The following is a 21,490-nucleotide window of genomic DNA, read 5'->3' on the forward strand; positions in this document are numbered from 1 at the left end:
GCGCAGGTCATCGCGCCGACGAATCATCATCTGTCGATTGTGAATCTTCGACTCGCCAACGTGCAAACTTCGATTCACAGGCAGTGAAGCTGCGGACGCACAGCGCCGATCCGACTGGCCGCGGCCTCGACCAAGCGCACCTGGCGCTGGCCCCCCAGAGCGGATCTATCCGCACGAACCCGCCGCGCAGCCGTCGACCGCCGCGCCCGCGCTCCCCCCTGCCTGCGCCCCTCCTCACCGCGGACTCGGGCGGCGAGCACGGGACCTCAAAACGTGCTCAACTGCGCCCATGCAGCTCGACTCCATCGAAGGCAACACTCAAAAGCTCGATGGCGGTTCCATGTTCGGAAACTGCCCCCGCGCCCTGTGGGAGCGCTGGGCCCCGGCCGACGAGCTCCACCGCATCGACCTCGCGTGCCGCTGCTTGCTGATCCGCGACGAGCACGAGGGCCGCTCGCGGGCGGTGCTGCTCGAGACGGGCATCGGCGCGTTCTTCGAGCCCAAGCTGCGCGAGCGCTTCGGCGTGCAGGAAGAAGAGCACGTGCTCTTGCGCTCCCTCGCCGCGCTCGGCCTGCGCCCCGAGCAGATCGACGTCATCGTGCTCTCGCACATGCACTTCGACCACGCCGGCGGCCTGCTGCTGCCGTGGTCACAGACTCAGGGCGCCCTCGAGCTCGCCTTCCCCAACGCCACCTACGTCGTCGGCGAGGACGCCTGGGCCCGCGCCCTCTCGCCGCATCCCCGCGATCGCGCGAGCTTCATCCCCGGGCTGTGTGCGCTGCTCGAGAGCACCGGCCGCGTCGAGATCGTCAGCGGTGAGCGCTCGGACACCCTCGGCCCCAACTACAGCTTCAGCTACAGCGAGGGCCACACCCCCGGGCTGACCTTGACCCGGGTCCAGAGCCCGCGCGGGCCGATCACCTTCATGGGCGACCTGATCCCCGGCGCGCCCTGGGTCCACCTGCCGATCACCATGGGCTACGACCGCTACCCCGAGCGACTGATCGAAGAGAAGCGCGCCATGCTCGAGGGCGTGATCGCGGAGGACGGCTGGGCCTTCTACACCCACGACCCCAAGATCGCGGCGTCCAAGGTCGCCGTCGACGAGCGCGGCAAGTTCCGCGCGGTCGAGACCCTCGAGCACCTGCACTGGACTTGACGCCGCGCTCGCGCGGGGGCTCGAAGCCGCGCTCGCGTAGGGCCATCTCCTTCCCCGCCTCAGCGGTAGTCCGTCAGGTTGCGCCGGCTCCCGGGGACGTGTCCGTCTCGCTCGATCTTCTCCTGGCACGCGACACACAGGCGCACCCAGGGCATGAGCTCGAGGCGGCGGCGGCCGATGTTCTCCCCGCAGCCCTCACAAGACTCGAAGTCTTCCGGGTCCTCGGCCAAGAGCGCGAGCGCCTCCGCGATCTGCTCGAGCCGCTCGCTGCGCTCACGATTGCGATTGGAGGCGATCGACTGGGTCATCTCCGTCAGCGGCGCCTCGTCCTCGTCGGGCTGGCTGACGGCGTCGCTGCGCGCCGGAGGGATCGCCATGCGACCCTCGGCGAGCAGCTCCTCGCGCAGCGTCTCGAGGCGCTCGCGTAGCTGGGCTTGTCGCGCGGCGTTCACGTCTGGCCAGTGTAGCGCGAGCTCGCCCGCGTCGAGACCCCAACGCTGCGTCGGCCAGCAAAAAGGTGCGCGACCTGCGATGTGGCGGCCCCCCTCCCCGCGGGTCTATCGTAATGGTCCGTGGATGGTTCGGAATTCGACGCGGAGCACAGCGGCGCCCGCTGGCAGGTCGATCGCCCGCCGAGCGCGAGCGCCCAGCCACAACGCCTGCTGCGCCTGCGCGCCGACGACCGCCTGGCCAAGATGCTCCACCTCGCGAGCCCCAAAGCGGGCGGGCGGATCGTGCTCCCCTCCCGCGAGGAGGTCGCGATCGGCGACAGCGTCTGCGTGGAGATCAGCTTTGGCCCCCTCGCCGACGAGCTCGTCTTGCTCGGCGAGGTCGCAAGCCGCCAACACAGGGCCGGGCGCGCGCCCCTGCTCGAGCTGCGCTTCGGCGGCGAGCACGACGACCAACTGCGCTACCTCCACGACGTCCTCACCCACCAGCGCAAGGCCAGCGCCCGCGCCTCTCGCCGCGCCTGCGTCGAGATCCCCGCGCGCTGGTCGAGCAGCCTGGGCCCGCAGCGGGCCGAGATCGCCGACATCAGCCGCGGCGGCGCGTTCTTGCGCTCTCGCACCCCGCCCATCGTGGGCAGCAGCATCGAGCTCGAGATCGAGGACGCGAGCAGCCAGAGCGCCCCGCCCCTGCGGGTCACCGCCGTGGTCGCTTGGATCGGCCGCAGCCATGGGAAGCGGGGCTTTGGGGTCAAGTTCCGCGTCGGCGAGCGCGAGGTCGCGGCGCGGGTCTCGGCGCTCGTGCGCTGGCACGAGCAGGGCTCGGGGCGCTAGCGCGCAGCCTCAACCGTGTAGCTCGTCCAAGACCTCGGCGACCCACTTCGCATAGTCTCGGACGTCCTCGTCATCATCCTCCTCGGCCAATTGTGCGGCCATTGGTCGAAACTCCTCCCAGCCCAGCCGAGCCATGCACAGCGCCGCCGTGTAGCGCAGATCTGCATCCTCGTCCTGCGCCGCGGCCATGACCTCGTCGAAGAGCGGCTGGGCCTTTGGCCCTTCGCTGATCGCCGTGAGACCGCGCAGCGCAAATTTGCGGACCGCCTCGCCCGTCCTGCTCAGCACCTTGCGTAGATCTTGCACGCTGAAGCTGGGCAGGTCGTGAAGGACCTTCTCGGCCATCTTCTCGGCGCCCTCTCCGGCCTCGATGCTGATGTACTTGATCTGGACGAGGTCATCCTCCTTGAGGCGGAGAGGACGGAGCACCCCGTACTCGTAGATCCTTTCGTAGAAGTCGGACTCCGGCGGGCCAAAGACCAGTCCAACCTCGCAGCCGAGCCCCTGCAAGGTCTCGTCCGCCTCCTTGAAGCCCACCGAAGGGTTGAGCACGAGCACATACTCACCGCTCGCACGAGTACTCTCGGCCATGGCGCCACGCACGTCGACGGGACCCTGCTCGTCTTGCTCGTCTGGGCCGTCCTCGATCACCCCACCGGCGAGCTGCTCGATCAGCTCGCAGATGTCAGCCGCGTTCTCGCGGACCTGCTCATCGGGGTCCTCTTCGGCCAGCTTCAGCGCCGCCGGAAACAGCTCCTTCCAGCCGAGACGACCCATGCACGTGACCGCCGTGTGGCGAAGCTCCGGGTCCTCCGCCCGCGCCGCGGCCATGACCTCGTCGAAGAGCGGCATGGACTTGGGCCCCCTGTTCGCGGCCGTGAGACCGCGCAGCGCGAAGTCGCGGTCCTCTCCGCTCGCCTGCGCGAAGCTGGCTCGCAGCTCGTCGAGCGTGGAGCTGGGCAGCTCGGCGTGCAGCTTCTCTGCCAGCGCCTCGGCCCCCTCACCCGTGTCGATGATCAACGAGGTGATATCGACGAAGGTGTCATCGATCAGCCGCACCGCTCGGCCGTCGCCCTGATCATAGACTCGATAGTAGAAGCTCGACTCGGGCTGCTCGAAGACGTGGGCGAACTCGCAGCCGAGCGCGAGCAGCGTGTCCTCCACTCTCTGATAGGCGACGGGAGGTTCCAGGATCAGAAAAAATTGCCGACCATGTCCTAGCCTAGCACCCCGAACTGGACCGGACTAGAGACCGACGACGGAGCGCCTCGAGGCACTGACTGCAAAGGACGACTCGACGAGTCTCCGGCTTGGAGCACCAGTCTGGGGCAGAGACCCGCCGGACCCTCCGCATCGCACGTCTAAGAGACGATCTGAGTGCCCTCGGCGTTGAGCTGATAGTAAATCGGCTCGATCCGCACGCGACCGAGGCGGTTCTTGACCTCGTTGAGCAGAGACTCGAGCGCGGCCTTTTCTGCGTCAGAGACGACGTGCCTCCCGAGTACGGCGACCTGCAACAGTCCGCCATTCCCAGACAAAATATTATTGATATTCCTGATCTGAGCCTGGACGTCGCCGCGAATCTTTTGATTCGGAGCGTCGGATAGCGCCACCATCAGCTTATCGCGAACCCCCTCGAGGTTGCGGATGAGGTTCGACGTGATCGCCGAGACCTGTAGCTCATATTCATTGACGTTGCCCCCATTTTCGACGCGCGGGACATGACCCGAGACGATCTCCCCCGCGTTGCTCTTCGCTAGCTCTCGGACCGCGCTCGCGTTGCTCTGACCTTGAGCGTCGACGCTGATCCGCGGGGCCTCTCCTCGCCCAACCCGGGCGCTGCTCACCTGATTGAACACCCTGAGCTGTCCGCGCTTGATCTCTCCTGCGACGACTCGATTAGGCCCGACAATCGCAGCGTCGAGTCCGCTGCCGCGACTCGACCCGATCACGGACTCGTCCTCACCAGCGAGGCCCGCAAAGGTCTGCTGGCCAGCCTGCTCGAACAGCTCCCCTGCCTCCGAGGGGTTGAGCGGAGCGTCGAGCGCGTGTCCGCGCCGGTCGAGGAACCGGTCCAGGAACGTGTCCCCCTGGAGGAACTGGCTGATCTGCTCGCGCGCGGCCTGATGAGCGTCGTTGAAGCTCATCCCCTGCCCACCAGCTCCCCCAGAGCGACGATTGCGAGCACGTATTTGGCGGAGCAAGGCGCTCAGCTGCGCGTCGACGGACTGCTTGGTGACGTTGGCCCGGCGAATCTTCCGCTTCGCCTCGGCCAAGTCTTCACCAGACAAGAAGTCTTGCAGCCTCGGGTTGATGCTCAGCGTCAGGACGAAGCGGCCTCCTCCACGAGAGAGGCGCGCGCTCACCCCAAAGCGGCTTGCGATGGACATGATCCGCGAGCGAGCGGCGCGCTCGGGCTTGCCCCGGCCGAGGTAACGTCGAATCGCCGAGCGAGCCCTTCGCAGCCGCCGCTCTTGATCTCGCCTGAGCCTTTGCCTTTCCTCCCGCTCGCGCTGCTCCCGACGCCTGTCCTCTCGCCGATCCCGTCCCCCCTCGCGTCGTCGGTCCTGGCCGCGGCGTCGCGACGGACCGCTATCCCGGTCATCTCGCCTCCGGCGATCTTGCTCGCGACGCCGCGAGCGACGACTGTCTCGCTCGCTTTGCTCTCGACGCCTATCGCGTCCCTCCCTCCCCGAGCGCTCGTCTCCCCGGCGGTGATTGTCGTCGTCTCGCCGCTGGTGACGACGATCATTGTCATCGTCCCGCCGCTGCTGACGTCGCCGCTGCGTTCGCTGCCGCCCGCGGCGACGCTTGAGCCGGCGCATGATCCCCTTGAACAGCCGCCCAAAGGGCCGCGCGATCACCCGCCCGACCCGGCCGATCAGGCGGTCGACCCCCAGGAAGGTCAAGAGCGCGTCGATCACCGCGACGATGCCGTGGGCCACCGCCCTGCCGAAGGCCGGCGCGCCGTTGCCCCCGCCGGCGACCGTATTGAGAAACTGGATGAAGTTCGAGGCCGCCGAGATCAAGCTCTGGATCAGGGCATAGGCCGCGCGCACGCCGTCGATGAAGGCCATGATCGCGCCCGCGCCGGGGATCAGCTTGATCGCCAGCTGCGTGGCGATGAAGATCCCCGCGGCCTGAGCGATGCCGGGGAGCGACTCCTGCCAGACCTGGAGCAGCATCTCGGGCAGGCCCGTGGCCGCCTCGATCAGCTTCTCCGGCCAGTCCGAGGGCAGGTTCAGCAGCGGCTCCAAGAAGGGGACCTTGGCGAACAGCCACTGCTTGAAGGCCTCCTGGAGCGCGTCCCAGAGGTGGTTGCGCAGCCCATCGCCAGCCTGCGCGGCGGCCTGGCTGATGAACTCGCCCAGACCCATGGCCGCGATCTTGGTCGCGAGCGCCATGAACTCGCCGATCGCCTGGCGGATCGAGTCGATGAATTCGGTGATCCCGTGAAAGGGCCCCTCGAGGCTCGAGCGGATCTCGTCCATGGCCGCGTTGGCCTGCTCCATGGCGCGCTCGCGGGCGGCCTCGAGCGCGTTGCGGGTGCGCTCGGCGGCCTGCTCGATGTTGCGCTCCATCGCCTCGAAGGCGGCGTTGGCCGCGTTGATCGCCGCCTCGGCCCGCTGGCGCTCGGCCGGGCCCATGGCCGCGATCTTCGCCTCGAGCTCGGCCCGCGCGTCGCTGAGGATCTTGCGGCAGTCGTCGATCGTCCGGTTGGTGTCGGCCGTGATATCGGCGATCAGCCCGTCGACGCGCTCCTTGTAGATCCGCATGTTGCGGTCGAAGATCGCCTTGACCTCGGGCAGGTCGTTGAGGTCGAGGAAGAGGTCGACGAACCACTGCGCCGTCCCGGTCGCGCCGCTGTAGCGGCGGCGCTTGAAGGCCGCCAGGTCGCTGTTGACCCCGCGCTCGAGGCTGTCGAGCAGCCGGCCCTGGGCCCTGTCGAAGCGCGCGACCGCGGCCTCGGTCAGGCCGTCGAGGCGCGTGTTCACGGCGCTCTCGGCCCGTTGATAGATCCCCGTGATCTCGATCGCCTCGCGGCTGCGCTCGCTCTCTTCGCCCTGGCGCAGCTGGTCCTGGCGCCCGCTGACCCGCGCCTGCTCGGCGTTGCGGGTCTGGGTCATCTGGCTGTCGGCGGTCTGCTCGGCACCGGCCAGCTGGCTGCGCGCGGCCCCGAGGGCCGGGCTCTCGCGCAGGCGGTAGTTGTCCTCGGCCGCCTCCGCCTGCTCGTCGAGGCCCTCCTGACGCGAGCGCAGCTCGACGAAGGGCTCCTCGCGGGCGCGCTCGAGCTCCCGCTCGTCGATGCCCGCGCTGTTCAGCGCCGCGCTGGCGTCGCGCGAGTAGGAGGTGCCATCGAGGCACTCCGAGGGCGCCTGCGGTGGCGTCGCGGCGCCGATGTTGGGCGCCTCGGTCGTCGGCGCGGCCTCGGGCGCCGGCTGAGGCGTGGGCGCGGGGCTGGGCTCGGGCGCCGGCGGGCTGCTGACCTGGCTCATCGTCGCCCTCACGGCCCCGGCCTGGCGCCCCACGTCTGCGCTGATCTGCCTACGCACGCCGTCGAAGCGGCTGCTCCGAGGCAGGTTGTCGAGGTCCTCCAAGGTCCGCGGCGCGGCGGCGTCGCTGGCCGCAGCGGCGGCGCTCTGGACCGCAGAGGCGTCGGGCGTCGGCGCCTCCGCGGCGGCCACGGTCGCAACCTGAGAGGCCTGCGCGCGCGACTCTCCCTCGTTGGCGGGCGGCTGCACGGCGGCGCGGGCTTGATCGATGCGCGTGCTCCCGGGCTCGTGGTGACGCTGGGCCTCGCTGCGCCGCTCGAGCCGCGCGATCGCCTGCTCGGCCTGGGCCGCGCCCGTGTCCCGGTCCTTGCAGCCAAAGCTGCGCTCTCCACCGCCGCCTCCACCTCCGCCGCCTCCGCCTCCGCCTCCGCCTTTGCGCTTCCCCGCCTTCCCCTGGCCGCCCTTCCCCTGCTCGGCTCGCTCGCCCTCGGCCTTCTTGCGCGCGCGCGCGTCATCGGCCTGCTTGCCCTTGCCCTTCTTCTTGCCCTTGCCCTTGCCCTTGTCCTTCCCCTCGCGCCGCGCCTCATTGCTCGCGCTCGCGTCGTCCGAGCTCGCGCTCGCGCCGGCCGAGGCCCCAGCCAACATCGCGCTCGGGGGCGAAGGCGGTGAGATCTCACCTTGCGCCGTCTGTGCCTGATCCGGCGTCGGCCTGCGCGCCTCGGCCTGGCGACCGACCTCGGCCGCCCGCGCGCGCGCTCCGGGTCCAACGCCCACCCGCCGCGGCCCGAGCTCGCCGACCTGCACCTTCGTCTTGGCGTCGCTGGCCGTGGGCGAGACCCTCGAGCTGGTCACGGCCGAGGGCCGCCCCATGGCCGTGTTCGCGCTCGCCCGCGTCGGCCTCTCGCCACGCCGCGGCGCGGCCTGGCTGCCTCGCTCACCGCTCCCGGGGATCGGCGTCGAGAAGCTCAGCGCCGCGAGCGACGAGCGGGCGCCCATCCGCGCGCGTCGCATGATCCGCCCGCGGGTCGAAGCCGCGTGGGCCCCGGCCGAGATCGAGACCTTCTGCCCGCGCATGACCGCCGCCGCCGCCGACTCGGCCTGAAGCTCCGCGGGCTCGCTCGACAACGAGTGGACCGTGCGCGCCTGACCCGAGATCGCGCCGCTGCCCTGCTGCGCGACGTGGGCGAGCTCGTGGGCGATGCGGTGGTCACCGCTGGCGGTGCCCGGGCGATACATGCCCGGGGCAAAGGCGATGTTCCGGCCGACGGTGAAGGCCTCGGCCGCGTGGGCCCGGGTCAGGTCGCTGGCCGCCGCGCTGGTGTGCACGCGGACGTCCGAGAACGAGCGCCCAAACGCGGACTCCATGCGCGCGCGCGTGGATCGAGGCAGCGTCGCGCCCTGGGTCAGCCGGCCGAGCGCCGCCGAGGCGTGATCGCTGGCCGAAGCCACGCTCACGCTGGGGCCCGCTGGGGCCGCGCGGGGCGTCCGAGCTTGGCTCGACGCGGCCTTGGACTCGGAGCGCTTGCCTGCCTTCGCCATCGCCGATCACCCCTCGACGTTCTCGCCGCTGTAGCCGCTCGCGCTCGGGTTCGTGGAGAAGTTGGCGAAGAATTTCGGGGCGATGTTGTGCGTCCTGATCGAGTGATTGAAGTAGTCGTTCGAGACGAAGTGATCCGTGCAGATGTTCTCGGTGATGATCACCGCGGTCTCGTCCGAGCGGATGTAGTTCTTGTCCTCGAAGATCGAGATCATGTCGGCTTCGACGTTCACGTCGCCGAGCCACCCGACCTGGAGCCGAGCCGCGAGGTTGTCGGTGACGATGGCCTTGTAGGCGACCTCGAGGCCACCGTCCTCCACGGCCGGCATCAGGCGCAGCGCGCCGTTTGGGCACTTGTTGTCGCAGACCCGCCAGTGGCCCTGCACCGTGTGGATCAAGATCGACTCGATCGGGCTGTCGTACTCATCCTCGTAATCGAACACTCCTTCGGCGCGATTTCCACACACCTCGCCGTCACTCGCCCCGTAGATCATCAAGCTCCCTTGCATGGTGTTGTCGATGACCCGCAGCCGCGTGCAGCTGGAGATCAGCGACTGCCCCGCGCACACCTGGTTGTCCGAGATGGTCACCCGGTCCCCCACCTTGAGCGCGCGGATCGGCACGGGCTCGCTGCTCTGACCGACCAGCTCGAACTGATTGCCAGAGATCTGCGCCCGGTCGCTCTCGGCAATTTCGAGCGCCACGGTGGTCTCGTCACAGTCGACGAGGTCGAGGCGGTTGCGAGTGATGCTCACCCCCGGCGCGCCGTGGGCATAGATGACCCCGCCCTTCGAGCCCAACGAGAAGTAGTTGCCCTGCGCGACGATCCCCTCGCCCTGGAGCTCCAGGACGATCCCCGTGGACTGCCTGATGTGATTGTCGATGAAGCTCACCCCGACCCCTTCGCTCGCCGAGCCAAAGCGATTCAGCCGCACCCCGTAGCTCCCGCTGCTCGGGCCCCTGAATTGATTGCTGGAGATCACCACGTCCGCGCACTTGCCGTCGGCGCCCGTGTCCGGCCAGATCGACAGCGCGGTCGCGCTCGTCGAGACCTGGTTGCTGGACACGCGGACGCTGTGAAGCTCTGCGCTCAGATCCCCGGGCGACTCGCACAGCGCGATGCCGTAGCCGCCCGTGCACGCGAGCAGGTTGCCCTCGATGGTCAAGAAGCGCGCGAGGACGCCGACCCGCAGGCCAGCGCCCTCGCTGACGACCTGGTTGGCGATGATCCCCGTGGCCACGCTCTGATTGAGGATCATCGCCAGCTCGCCGCAGTTGATCGTGTTGTCGGCGAAGCGGGTCCGCCAGGCGCAGTCCACGAAGATCGCCGGCGCCCCGGCGATGCGGTTGTTGGCGACCTCTCCGCCCAGGGTGTAGATGCAGCTCAGCGCCACGCCGCCGCTGTAGCCCTCGAAGTCCCGCGCGATCGCCAGGCTGGCCCCGGGGTTCGTGCGCAGACTCTGGGTGCTCGGGATGTCGGAGGCCACCGCCAGCAGGCCAGTGACGACGCTGTCGTGGATCTGCGGCTCGCTGACCCAGGTCGCCGACACGGCCGCGCCCACGGCCCGCAGCGCGCAGTCGCGTAGCTCGAGCTGCGCGAGCACCCCAAAGCGCAGGCCGTCGCCGGCGAGCACGGTGCAGCCGTGCAGCGCGACGCTCGGGCCGTCCGAGGGCGGGCTCGGGTTGCCGTCGCCCAGGGGCTCGCCGAGCAGCACGTCGGGGCTGGGCTCGACGGCGCTCGAGCTCCCGTCGGAGAGCGCCGCCCCGTCTGGGCTCGCGACCACGAAGGCCACGTCGCGGGCGACCAGCTTTGCGACCTCGAGCAGCTCGACCTGGTGCGCGGTCCCGTCGCTTTGGTTGACGAGGATCAGGTTCTCGAGGGTCAGCTGACCGCTCTTCATCGTGAACAGCGGGTGGTCACCGGTCGACTCGATCACCGCGCCCTCGCAGCCGCGGATCGTCAGCTCGCCGCCGAGGCCGAGCGCGTCGATGTCGAGCGGGCTCTCGAAGCTGTACAGGCCCGCGCCCAGGCAGAGCACGCCCCCGTCTTGCAGCTCGCTGGTGATCAGCTCGGCGATCAGCTGCTCGTCGGGGATCTGCGCGGCGTGGCAGGGCCCGAACTTGAGCTCGCAGCAGCTCGACTTGCGGTAGAGCTCGTCGATGGCCTCCTGGACCGTGGCCGCGTCGCTGCACACGCCGTCGCCGTCGTAGGGGATGTCGTCGGCGTTGGTCGAGCACAGGTTGGAGAAGCGGTCGTCGGCCCAGCCGACCAGCGTGAGCGGGTCCCCGGAGTTGACCGGGAGCGAGAACATGCCCAGGGGCGCGAAGCGGCGCTCGGGGCCGTGGGGCGTCGACTGCCACTCGCCGTTGGCGTTGGCCGTCAGCGTGCGCGCCTCGTAGCTCCACCACGCGCCGACCTCGAAGTCCTCCCCGGACAAGGTGATCGCGATGCCATCTTCGATGTCGTGGCTGGCCCCGTCCTCACCCCTGACGATGCCGTGCCAGCGCCGCAGCCACTGGGCGTCGGCGCCCAGCGCCCCGTAGCGCGCCTCGGGCAGGCTGATCGCCGTGTCGGGGGCGTCGAGCTGGCCCAGGCGAAAGACCGGGCGGCCGTTGCTGTCGGGCTCTTGCTCGACGAGCACCGCGAGCTCGCCGACCATGCGCTGCGCCGGGCGCAAGCTCTCGCTCGCGTAGCTGGCCAGGGACTCGTCGCCGAGCGCGATGACCTCGCTGAGGACCTCGACGAGGTCGCCGTCGCGCAGCTCGGTCGCCGTCGAGAGCGTGACCTCGGCGCCGTCGAGGCCGACGATCGCCTCGAGCTCCGAGCCATTGTCCCGCGACCACTTGAGCAAGGTCGAGGCCAGCGTGCTCTCGGCCGCGTGGACCTCGAAGCGATACAGTCGGTTGTCGCGGCCGGTGTAGCCGCCCTCGACCGGCACGGCGCAGGGGTCCGTGTCGACGGTCTCGGCGGCCACGTCGACGCTGAGCTCGCCGTCGCCGCGGTCTGGGCTCATGAACGCGGCGTAGAGCACGTCCTCATCCGGAAGCGAGCTCAGCGGGATGATCTTGACCTGGCCGACGAGCTCGCTGCGCACGGTGGTGTCGAGCTCGCCGCCGAGGGCCTGCTCGAGGATCCCCGGATCTTGGTGGCGAGTGTGCAGGCGCTCCCAGCCCTCGAGGTAGGCGAGGACGTAGCCGTCGTCTCCGCCGATCAGGTCGGAGATCGGCGTGAGCGCGCCCTCGCTCGGCGTGACGAAGGCCTGCGCCGGCCACGGGGCGATGCTCGGGTTCTCGAGCACCATCCCGCCCAGGTAGTAGCGGCCGGCGGCGACGCTCAACCACCGCTCCGCGACGCCCGAGTTCGTCTCGATCAGCCCGATCCACACGCGCTCGCCGGGGTCGAGCTCGATCTCCAGGGTGTCGGTCTCACCAAAGCCGAGCTCGACGCGGGTGAAGCTCGTGCTGGTCACCGGTCCGATGTCCGTGAACGCGGCGTCCTCCGGGCGCTTGACCCCGAAGGTGGTGCCGCCCTCGACCCGCACCCAGAGCACCAGCGCGTCGCTGTCCTCGGCGTTGGGGATCAGGTCGATGCTGACCACGCCAGCGCCGCCGCCGCTGCCCTCGAGATAGAGCGAGGGAAATTTGTCGTAGCGATGCTCGTAGTCGAGGCGCGCCGCGACGCTGGCGTCGGCGCTCACCCCCGTGAGCGAGTCGAACACCCGGCGGAGCACGCCCGGGGTGGTGAGGAAGCCGTAGTCGGGGCTCCCCGCGCGGCAGCCGAGATCGACGGCCAGCTCGCGCAAGCTGCGATCCGTGGCGTCGACGAGGGCTGCGTGATCGCTGTCGAGCAGCACGCGGCCCTGCTGGAGCAGGACCCTGCGATACCGCTTGCCGCGGGCTTGATCGGGCTGAAAGCCTCGGGTGAAGTCGCCTTTCATATCGTTCTCTCCTGACTGGCCGCGCTGCGGGTCAATCGACACGGACCAGACCAGAGGTCAGGCCCACGGGGGTTGCTTCGTCGAGGCGGCGGATCAGTGCTTCACGCCGCCTCGCGCTCTGAAGGTCATGAAATACGCCGATCTCGTCGCCGTCTTCGGCCCCGAGGCGCAGGGCTTCGGGGCAGCGAGTCGACAGGCGCAGGTGTCCGGGCGCGAGCCGGTCGTAGGAGACGAAGCGCGGGGCTTCGCCCTCGACGACGCGGTGGCGGCGGGGCAAGGTGCAGCCCTCGGGCACGCCGCTGTAGCGGATGCAGCCGCTGAAGCGATCCGTGACCGTGACCAGGTCGACGAAGAGCACCTCGCTGGCGTGGAGCACCTGGGCAGCGACCTCGCCGACCACGGTGCTGCGCTCGATCTCGAGGGTGCCCTCGGCGTGGCTCAGCGCCGGCAAGCCCGAGCCCTTGCCGCTGTCGACGGCGCTGGCGAAGATCCCCAGCGTGCCCGTGCCGCTCGCGGAGATCCCCGCGCACAGGCAGTGGTCGACGCGGGCCTCGGCGCCCTCCGAGATGCTCAGGGTCAAGACCTCGTCGGCGGCGAGCATCGAGCACCACTCGAGCGCGAGGCTCTCGCTCGCCGGCAGCTCGAGGTCCGCGCCCACCCAGGCCAGGCCGCGCAGGGTCAGCGCCGCGTAGCTCAGGCCGCCGGGCAGCGTGAAGCTGCTCAGGCGGAGCACCGGGCGGTGGCCCTCGGCGGCCTGGATGACCAGCTCGCTGACGCCCGCCGGCCAGGCCGGGTTCTCGAGCTCGAGGGGGTCGTCGCCGTAGCTCGCGCTGTCTTCGAACTGCACGACCTCGACCTCGGCTGGATCCGCGGCGATGTCGGCGAGCGCCGCCGTGAGGCTGCGGTAGCGCGGGACGCTGTCGAGGCTGAGCTCGTTGGGCCGCGTGAGCGTGCCCGAGCGCGAGATCAGCCGCGTCGGCGCGGGCAGGCGCGCGTCGAGCTCGGCCTCGCGGCTGGCCGGGCGCGCGCCGACGTGATCGCTGTAGCCGTCCTCGAAGTCGACGGTCACGTTGGGCGGCTGCGCCGTCGAGCTCGGGCCCACCGGCCAGGGCTGGGGCGGCTCGGCGAGGGCGAGGGCGAAGAGCCCGTGCTCGACGTCGACGTCGAGGTAGCCGAGCTCGGTCCCGGGCAGGACCTCGCCCGGGTAGACCTCGTTGTCCCAGGGGCACAGCTTGCGCCAGCGCAGGCGCCGACGCAGGTGGGGCAGGTAGGGGCGCAGCGGCGCGACCGAGCCCTCGGCGAAGCGGGCGAGGCCCTCGCCGCCGGCCCACCAGCTCGCGCCGTCCTCGGCCGGCTCGACCACCCGCGAGTAGCTGGTGTAGCTGGCGTCGCTGGCCCACGTGGCGATCGCCTCGCTCGCGCTCGCGTCGAGCTGCGGAAGATGGATCAGCGTGGTCCGCCCGTCGTAGCTGGTCCACGCCAGCTCGCTGGGGCTCATGCGCGCGCCCTCGAGGCTGGACACGAAGCGAACGGCCAGGCGCAGGCCCGAGGGGCCCTCGTCGCGCCACGCTGCGATCTCGGCGAAGCGGGCGTCGACCGAGCTCGCGGCCCCGCCGTCGTCGAGGGCCTCCCAGGTCGCGGCGCTCGGATCGTCGTCGGTCCAGCTCAGGCGCACGAGCGGGCGGTACTCGACCACGCCCGCGTCGATGCTGCGCGCGGCGAGCTCGAGGGCGCAAGCGATCCCACCGGAGACCGCCTGGGCGTCCGCGGGGTTGATGACCCGGCCGCCGTGGAGCAGGTTGGGGCCGCGCCCGGGCGAGGGCGGCAGGCGATCGAGGCGATCGACGCTGCTCGTCGCCGGTCGCGGCGGCCAGGCGGCGCCCGGGCCCAGCTGCAGCAGGGTGTCGAGGTCGAGCACGCGCTCGCCTCCGTCGTCGGCCAGGGCGACGTCCGCCGCCCCGCTGCCCGACTGCTGCGCCGAGACCACGCTGCCGTCGGCCGCGAGGTAGAGCCAGCGCTCGCCGAACACCCAGGTCGGCGGGAGCTCGACGACCATCGCCCCCGCCAGGAAGCCGCGCTGGGCCAGGCCCTCGCTGTCCGCCGCGAGCGCGGCCGCCGGCCGCCCGCCCGAGATCGCCACGCTCGCCCCGGGGAAGAAGCAGCCGCCCGCGCCCACCGGGGTCAGGCGCAGCATCACCACCGTGTCCGTGGTCGTGACCGCGCCGCTGTTGCTCACGCTCACCGCGCCCACGCTGCCGGCGTCGAACTCGATCGTGCTGCGGACCTCGACGGTCCCGGGGCCGACCGTGTCCGGGACCTCGGCGACGAGGTCGACCACGCACAGCGCGAGCTCGACCGGGTAGGTCCAGCGCTCGCGCTCGCGCTCGAGCACGCGCAGGTCGACGCTGCCCTCGGCGAGCTCGTGGGCGACGAGGCGATCGCTGGCCTGGCGGGCGTCGACCTCGGGATCGGCCACGGCCGCGGGCAGCGAGGCCACGTGGATCGTGAACCTGCCCTCGCGGTCGAACCACTGCTCGGGCTCGCTCGCAAAGTGCATCGCCGGGATGCGATCGCTGCGCAGCGCGTCGGCGACCCCGGTCGCGCGCGCGAGCAGGGCCCAGCGCGCCGCGAGCGGGTGGATCGCAAAGCGCCAGTCCGGGTCCGTGCCGCTGGTCACCGCGCCGGTCCGCGGGCTCTCGTGGTCGCCGCGGTAGGCCGCCGTGCCCTCGACCACCGGCCAGGTCGTGGTCGGGTGGCGCCAGTAGGTCACCTGGCGCGGGTGATACTTCCCGGTCCACTCGGCGATCGAGCGGATGTCGACGGCGTGGTGCATGCGATCGAGCGGCCCGTGCCCGGTCTCGGCGACGATCACTGGGCGCAGCTCGGGGGCGACCCGCTCGAGGCGCAGGAGGTCGAGGTCCTGGCTGAGGGCGACGTGGCGCCAGCCCTCCTGCAGGACCACGAGCTCGTCGGCGAGCTCCCGCGCCATCTCCTCGAGCATGCTCGGCGTGCCCTTGCGCCGCCGCCAGGCGATCGTCCCGCGCACGTCTCGGCGGTTGGTGTCGGCGTCCGGGAACAAGGTCCGGGTGCCGACGATCTCGGCGAGCAGGCCGATCGCGTCGGGGCCACAGCTGTCGATGAACAAGTTGGCGTGGAGCTCATCGACGCTCTGGCGGACCACCGCCAGGGGAGCGCCGAGCACCGCGAGGAAGCGGCGCAGCTCGTCGTCGCCGCGCGGCGCCTCGTCCTGGACGCGATAGAAGGCGGGCAGGAGCTGCCACAGGCGACGGGCGACCAGCGCCCGGGTGTCTGGGTCGTAGGGCCAAGAGCTCATCACGGTACCTCCACGCTCGCGCTGCTGAGGACCAGGTCTGCCGGCGACAGGCGCAGCCACTGGTGGGTGTCGGCCAGGAGCACGTCGCGGACGACCGCGGGCTCGGGCTCGACGTAGGCGAAGTGCGTGACCTCGACGTACTCGAGGCCGGGGAGCCCGGACAGCGCGGCGTAGACCTGGCTCAGGTGCGCGCCCTCGCCGAACTCGCGGGCCGCGAAGGTGAACAGCCCCGCCGCGACCCCGCTGTCCTCGTCGCCCTCACCGAGCAGCGCCGCGCGGACCGAGTCCTCGACGTTTTGGAGCTCGTAGGCCGCGTCGATCTCCAGGCTCAGGTGCAGGCGCAGCGCCAGGGCCTCGGGCGCCCGCATGACCAGCGCCACGCTGGTGTCGCGGCGGGCGTCGAGGAAGGCGACGAGGTCGCGGGCGTCCGCGAGCGCGTCGCCCTGCTCGCCGGCGGCGACCAGGATCACCCCCTGGCTCGAGTCCCAGCTCGCGTTGGCCCGAGCGACCCCCGGGTAGAGCAGCGCGAGGTCGGCGTGATCCCGAGCCGAGACCGCGCGATCGAAGGTACGGATGTAGCGCGTGCCCTCGCGGCGCAGGGCCGCGTCGTTGGCCGGCTCGCTGCCCCCGGTGATCGCCAGCGGGTTGCGCACGGCCGCGACCAGCGGGTGCGCCTGGGCCAGCGCGGCGAGCTCCCCGGCGGCGAGGTTGCCCTGCTCGCCGAGGCCCACGCGGTAGCTGGCGACGAGCTGGCGCCGCCCCTTGGCGGGGATCGCCCCGCGCCGGCCGTCGCCAAAGACGACGCTGAGCTGCTGCTCGGCGTCGAGCGCCACGCGATAGTGGCGGTCGTTGGGCCCGCTCTCGCCAAAGTCCACGACCCGCGTCCACTCGACCTCGCTCACCTTCACGACCAGCGCCGGCTCGGCGCCGTCGATGCCCGCGAGCTGGCTGACCGGAGACTTGCTCAGCGTCGCGCGGTGGTGGGGCGTGATCCCGTCGGAGTCGGTCAGGAACTCCTCGCGCGCCTTGCCGTGAGAGACCTCGGCGACGTTGGCGAGGATCCGCAGGTCGCCGAGGGCGAAGCTGATCGCCTCGGCGCTGACCCCCGAGCAGGTGATCGTCGTGTAGCTCTCGCCGCCCGCGACGAGTTCGTCGACGCGATCGATCTCGAGCAGGGCCGCGGCCTCGCCCACGAGGTCCTCGAAGACCACCAGCATGCCGGGCTCGAGGGCGTAGCTGGCGTCGAGGATCAGCGCCTCGCCGGTCCCCACCGTCACCTCGCTCGCCCGGCTCTCGGCGAGCTCGAGCTCGAGCTCGAACTCGCCGAGCAAGCGCGCGCGCGGGTCGAGGGCGCTCGCGCTGCGGGCCAGCGTGGACCCGCTCTCGTCGATCAGGCGCACCCGGGTGGTGCTCGCCGCGATCGCGTACTCGGCCTCGTACTCGATCGGATCGTTGGGCGGGTTGGGGAAGCTCTCGCCTTGCGTGCAGGCGAAGCGCAGCGAGACGTCGCGCTGGCTCCCGGCCTCGACCCGCGCGGCGTGGAGCTGGTCGTCGAGGGCGATCATCAGCGGCGCGTCGTCGAGGCTGTCCTCGACGGTCCGGGCCAGGAACACGTCGAGGTCCGAGGCCTCGCCACCGTCGGCGTAGTCGACGCTCGTCCACGCCCACGAGGGCGCGCACCCGAGCGCGTCGCTGACCGAGGTCTCGTGCAGCGCCTGGGCGGGGAAGCGCCGCGGATCCGCGTCCCAGCCAAACAGCCGCCTGCTCAGCTTGGGGCGCGCGAGCACCTGCCAGCTCGAGCTCATGTCGGTGTCGGCGATCTCCTCGTCGAGGCCCACGCGGGTCGTCTCGGCGTCCTCGTCCTCGACCAGCTCGACGATCCTCCGCGCGTAGCCGGCCGCGCTCGACTCGGGGTCGCGGATCAGCAGCAGCTCGCCGAGCTCGAGGTCGAGGCCGAGGCCGCGCAGCTCGATCGCCTCGACGCCAGCCGAGTAGTCGATCGCCTCGCTCGCGTCGCGCGGCAGGATCTGGTTCCACGCGGCCTCGACCTTGCGCGCGCTCAGGGTCTCGAAGATCTGCGACTTGCGCTCGCCCCTGGCGGCGCTGCGCAGGGCCAGGCCAGCCGCGATCTCCCCCGCGAGCCCGTCCTTGACGGTGAGCGAGACCACCCCCGTGGCCGAGAGCCCGGGGTCGGGGGTGTAGGCCAGACGCCGGCCGTGGCGCAGCAAGCTGGTGGTGGTCGCCGCCGTCGAGAAGAAGGCCTCGCTGCCGTAGTGATCCTGGTGGCGAGCGAGCACGTGGCCGAGGGCCGCCGAGAGCTCGAACAGGGTCTGGGTGAACTCGTCGTCTCCGCCCGGCGGGCGCAGGTCGAGCTCGGCCTCGGCGAGCTCGGCCTCGAGGGCGACGAACTCGGCGAAGCCCTGGGGCACCAGGCGCAGGCGATCGTTGCGAACCAGCAGCTCGTCTTGGAGCGCTTGCTCGGGGTATGGGCGCGGCGGTCGACTCACGGGCTGTCCTCCAGGGGTTGCTCGATGTCCCAAGCCGAGCTGTCGAGGTCCGGCTCGAGGCCGACCACGCGCACGCGCAGGCGGCCGTTCTCGGGGCGCAGGTCGTCGGCGTCGAGGCGCGCGACCTCGGCGGGCGCGAGCTGGATGCGCTGGGGAACTTCGACGCCCGGCGGCTCGCGCAGCGGGCGAAAGCGCAGCGCCTTGACCGAGCGCACGCCCGGCAGGCGCTGGACGAAGGCCAGCAGCTCGCCGAGCTCGAGGTCCTGGCCAAAGCTCAGGCTGTCGGGGTGAAACCACCCTGGCGCGTCGGCGCTCCCGGGGCGCAGCGCCGCGAGCACGCGCGCGCGCAGGCGGTGACGCGGCACCCCGATGTCCGCGCACAGGGCGAGCTCGACGTCGAGGGGCACGTAGTCGGGGCCGCGGACCACGACCTCGCGGCCGGTCATCCGCATGCGCTCGCAGGCGTCCTCGACGACCGCGCGCAGCTCATCGGAGAGGGTCTCGGCCTCACGCTCGTCGACGAGCACCATGACTGTGTTGAACACCCCGCCGAGGGCCCGCGCGGCCGCCCGCTCGACCCGCGGATCCGCCTGCTCGGCGACCTTGGCGTAGTCGGCCAGGGTCACCGCGCGCTCGAGAGTGTCGCTGCGCAGCGACGCGGTCACGGTCTCGCGGATCGCGTCGAGGCTCTCCCCCTCGCGCCCGCCGCTGGCCGGCGTCACGTTGACGAGCGCGAGCTCTCCGAGGGCCGCGAGCTGGCCGAGCAGCGGGCTCTCCGGATCCACGGGAGGCACGATCTCGCTGAGCTTGCCCAGCGCGATGTTGCCGGCGGTCGCCTGGCCCACGCGATACTCGAGCACGAGCTCGAGGGCCGGGACCGCGTCCGCGATCGCCCCGTCCTCCTCGAGCTCGAGGACCACGCCTCGGCCGCGGCGGTCGTCGCCAAAGTGCAGCCACAGCCCGCCCTCGTTGTCGGTGCTGACCGTGTAGTGCTGGTCGTAGGCCCGCGAGCGGTGCAGGTGAGGCTCGCGCGTCCACGCCTCGCCGTCGATCTCCACGCGCAAGGCGGGGACCTGCTCGCCGTCCTCGTCGAGGTCCCACAGCAGCGGGGCCTCGGGCACGCGCAGCGCCCGGAGCAGGTAGCGGACGGCGCCCGAGCGACCGTCGCGGGCGACCACGGCGGTGTTGCGGCCGAGGCGGATCAGCACCTCCTCGCGGCGCAGCGTCGCGCTCGCCGAGCTCGGCAGCACCGCGCGACGCAGGGCCCCGGCCCGCGCCTCGACGAGGTTGGCGTGGATCGTCAGCGGCTGGTCCTCGTCCCAGGCCCGGAAGCTCTCGCGCAGCGCGGCGCTCAGGCTGACCCGCGTGACCTCGGCCTCGGCGGTGCTCAGCGCGTCGCCTGGATCCGCGACCCAGCCCGGCTCGTTGGCCAGCTCGACCGCCGCGATCTCCACGACCTCGCTGACCGAGCCCTGGACCAGCGCGAGCTGATCCCCGACGAGCAGGCCGTCATGGTGTCCCCACAGCAGCAGGCGCTCGGCCCCCGCGGGGATCGTGGCCGTGCTCGCCCCCGGCCACTGCGCCGGGCGCAGGTCCTCGGCGTCGAGCAGGGGGTCGATCCACGCGTCGCTCGCGACCGTGAACACGACCGCGGCCTCGCCGGGGCGCCGAGGCATGCGGACCTGGACCCCCGCCGGGAGCTCGCCGGCGACGCTCGCCCGCACCGCGAGCAGGCAGCTCGCCGCCTGGGCCTCGCGCAGGGTCTGGCCGAGCAGCAGCGCGTGCTGAGCCAGGGAGTAGCGCTGGCTGGCCGTGTCGATGAAGGCCTCGGCGGCCACGCGGTCCTGGTAGTAGGACAGCATGTCGCCGTGGTGGGCGAGGAGCTCGACGAGCACGCGCTCGAGCGAGGCCGGGCTGAGGTCGGACCACGCCCGGTTGCGCACGCGCACGGCGTCGGCCAGCAGGGTCATGAAGCCCGCGTAGTCCTTGCTCAGCAGGTCCAGCTCGGGCTCGGGGCCGAGGGCGCGCTCGGCCTCCTGCCCGCTCTCCCGGCAGTCACCGGCCTCGCAGTCGATCGCGAACACGAACTTGGCGAGGCTGAAGAAGGGGTGGAGGATCACCCCCGCCGCGGGCTCGAGGCCCACGTACCACGACCCGTGGCCGCCGGTCGCCGTGAAACTCAGGTCGACGCGGTACTCGTCCGCGGCCGGGAAGTCGACGCTGTACTCGATCGGGTCGGGGCCGGTGACCACGACCTCGTTGGCCGTCAGGCCGGCGGCCGGGCGCGCGAGGTGGACGTAGACCAGGGTCGGCGAGACCAGCTCGATGTAGCGGATCCCCTGCCAGTCGCCGCCGGCGAACACGGCCTCGTCCCAGCTCAGCTCGGGCGCGCTCACAGCTCGACCTCCAGGCGCCGGGGCTGACGCTCACCGCGGCGGCGGTAGCTGATCTCGAGGATCAGCTCGCCGCGCTCGGGCTCGTCGCGCAGGTCCACGCCCTCGAGCTTGATCTCGTCGCCGAGGTCGCGGGCCAGCCCCTCGCTGATCCGAAACTCGAGCGCCGCGAGGGTCAGCGGGTCGAGGGTCTCGAACACCACGCGGTTGAGGCCCACGCCGAAGTCCGGCGCGTTGACCCGCTCGCCGGGGGCGGTGAACAGCACCGCCATGATCTTGTCGCTGAGGTGGCGCTCGGCGTCGTCGGTCACCGCGACGCCGCCTTGGCGACCAAAGCGAAGGGGTTGATGGAGGAAGCGCTCGGACATGGGTGCTCCTGTTCAGAGGATCGGCGCGGGGAAGGGCGGAGGGCCGAGGACCTGGGTGCTCAGGGCCAGGCCCCAGGTCCCGAGCGCGAGCTGCAAGGCGCGGTCTTCGGGGGCGGCCTCGAGGTCGGCGAACACCGCCGCGAACGCGGCCACGGCCGCCGCCGCGCCGACCGGCGCCCCCGAGACCCCCGCGCCGAAGCTCTGCCCGGTCATGTAGACGCTCAACGCCTGGCCGAGGCGCGCCCCGGCCACCGCGGCCGAGGGCGAGGCCAGGGCCGAGCCCGCCAGCGTGGCCAGCTGGGCCTTGCGCGCCAGCGCCGTGGTGCAGGGGAAGGTCAGGGCCATCGCCGACGAGAACCACTGGCTGACCACGTCGGCGAAGCGCTGGCCCGACTCGTTCACCGAGCTCGGGTTGCTCGAGCCCTCCCCGCTCAGCCACTGCTGCTCGAGGCCCTGCGCCAAGGTGATCGGGATCAGCATC

11 protein-coding genes are annotated in these 21,490 nt (G+C 71.5%); 2 read left to right on the forward strand and 9 right to left on the reverse strand.

Annotated features, from left to right (window positions below):
• Window positions 1-289 precede the first annotated feature (289 nt).
• On the forward strand, window positions 290-1,159 hold the full coding sequence (locus tag G6O69_RS04210) for an MBL fold metallo-hydrolase (RefSeq protein WP_172302244.1): 870 nt from the start codon (window positions 290-292) through the stop codon (window positions 1,157-1,159).
• 59 nt (window positions 1,160-1,218) lie between these two features.
• Here the strand turns inward: G6O69_RS04210 and G6O69_RS41890 are convergent, their stop codons facing one another.
• The gene (locus G6O69_RS41890; RefSeq protein ID WP_172302245.1) at window positions 1,219-1,611 is read right to left on the reverse strand and encodes a TraR/DksA family transcriptional regulator; all 393 of its coding nucleotides are present in this window, start codon (window positions 1,609-1,611) and stop codon (window positions 1,219-1,221) included.
• A 120-nt stretch (window positions 1,612-1,731) separates the two neighbouring features.
• Here G6O69_RS41890 and G6O69_RS04220 point away from each other — a divergent pair, with 120 nt between their 5' ends.
• On the forward strand, window positions 1,732-2,439 hold the full coding sequence (locus tag G6O69_RS04220; protein ID WP_172302246.1) for a PilZ domain-containing protein: 708 nt from the start codon (window positions 1,732-1,734) through the stop codon (window positions 2,437-2,439).
• Between the two features lie 9 nt (window positions 2,440-2,448).
• Here the strand turns inward: G6O69_RS04220 and G6O69_RS41895 are convergent, their stop codons facing one another.
• From G6O69_RS41895 to G6O69_RS04260, 8 genes are all read right to left on the reverse strand, one after another.
• Window positions 2,449-3,603 carry a HEAT repeat domain-containing protein gene (locus G6O69_RS41895; protein ID WP_172302247.1) on the reverse strand — a complete coding sequence of 385 codons (1,155 nt, stop codon included), beginning with the start codon at window positions 3,601-3,603 and terminating at the stop codon, window positions 2,449-2,451.
• Between the two features lie 197 nt (window positions 3,604-3,800).
• Entirely contained in the window at window positions 3,801-8,471 is a 4,671-nt protein-coding gene (locus G6O69_RS04230; protein ID WP_172302248.1) for a DUF4157 domain-containing protein, read from the reverse strand.
• 6 nt (window positions 8,472-8,477) lie between these two features.
• Window positions 8,478-12,407, reverse strand: a complete 3,930-nt coding sequence (locus G6O69_RS04235; protein WP_172302249.1) for a hypothetical protein — start codon at window positions 12,405-12,407, stop codon at window positions 8,478-8,480.
• A 31-nt stretch (window positions 12,408-12,438) separates the two neighbouring features.
• Window positions 12,439-15,741 (reverse strand): hypothetical protein, encoded by a 3,303-nt coding sequence (locus G6O69_RS04240; RefSeq protein WP_172302250.1) that lies wholly within the window; start codon window positions 15,739-15,741, stop codon window positions 12,439-12,441.
• Window positions 15,741-18,248, reverse strand: a complete 2,508-nt coding sequence (locus G6O69_RS04245; protein ID WP_172302251.1) for a hypothetical protein — start codon at window positions 18,246-18,248, stop codon at window positions 15,741-15,743. The genes G6O69_RS04240 and G6O69_RS04245 overlap by 1 nt, the downstream gene beginning before the upstream one ends.
• Window positions 18,245-20,644, reverse strand: coding sequence for a baseplate J/gp47 family protein (locus G6O69_RS04250; RefSeq protein ID WP_172302252.1), 2,400 nt, complete (start codon window positions 20,642-20,644; stop codon window positions 18,245-18,247). The genes G6O69_RS04245 and G6O69_RS04250 overlap by 4 nt, the downstream gene beginning before the upstream one ends.
• Entirely contained in the window at window positions 20,641-21,009 is a 369-nt protein-coding gene (locus G6O69_RS04255; RefSeq protein ID WP_172302253.1) for a GPW/gp25 family protein, read from the reverse strand. Before G6O69_RS04255 ends, G6O69_RS04250 begins: the two co-directional genes overlap by 4 nt.
• Before the next feature lie 12 nt (window positions 21,010-21,021).
• Window positions 21,022-21,489 (reverse strand): hypothetical protein, encoded by a 468-nt coding sequence (locus G6O69_RS04260; RefSeq protein ID WP_172302254.1) that lies wholly within the window; start codon window positions 21,487-21,489, stop codon window positions 21,022-21,024.
• Between the last annotated feature and the right edge of the window lies 1 nt (window position 21,490).

The organism is Pseudenhygromyxa sp. WMMC2535 (genome assembly GCF_011083025.2).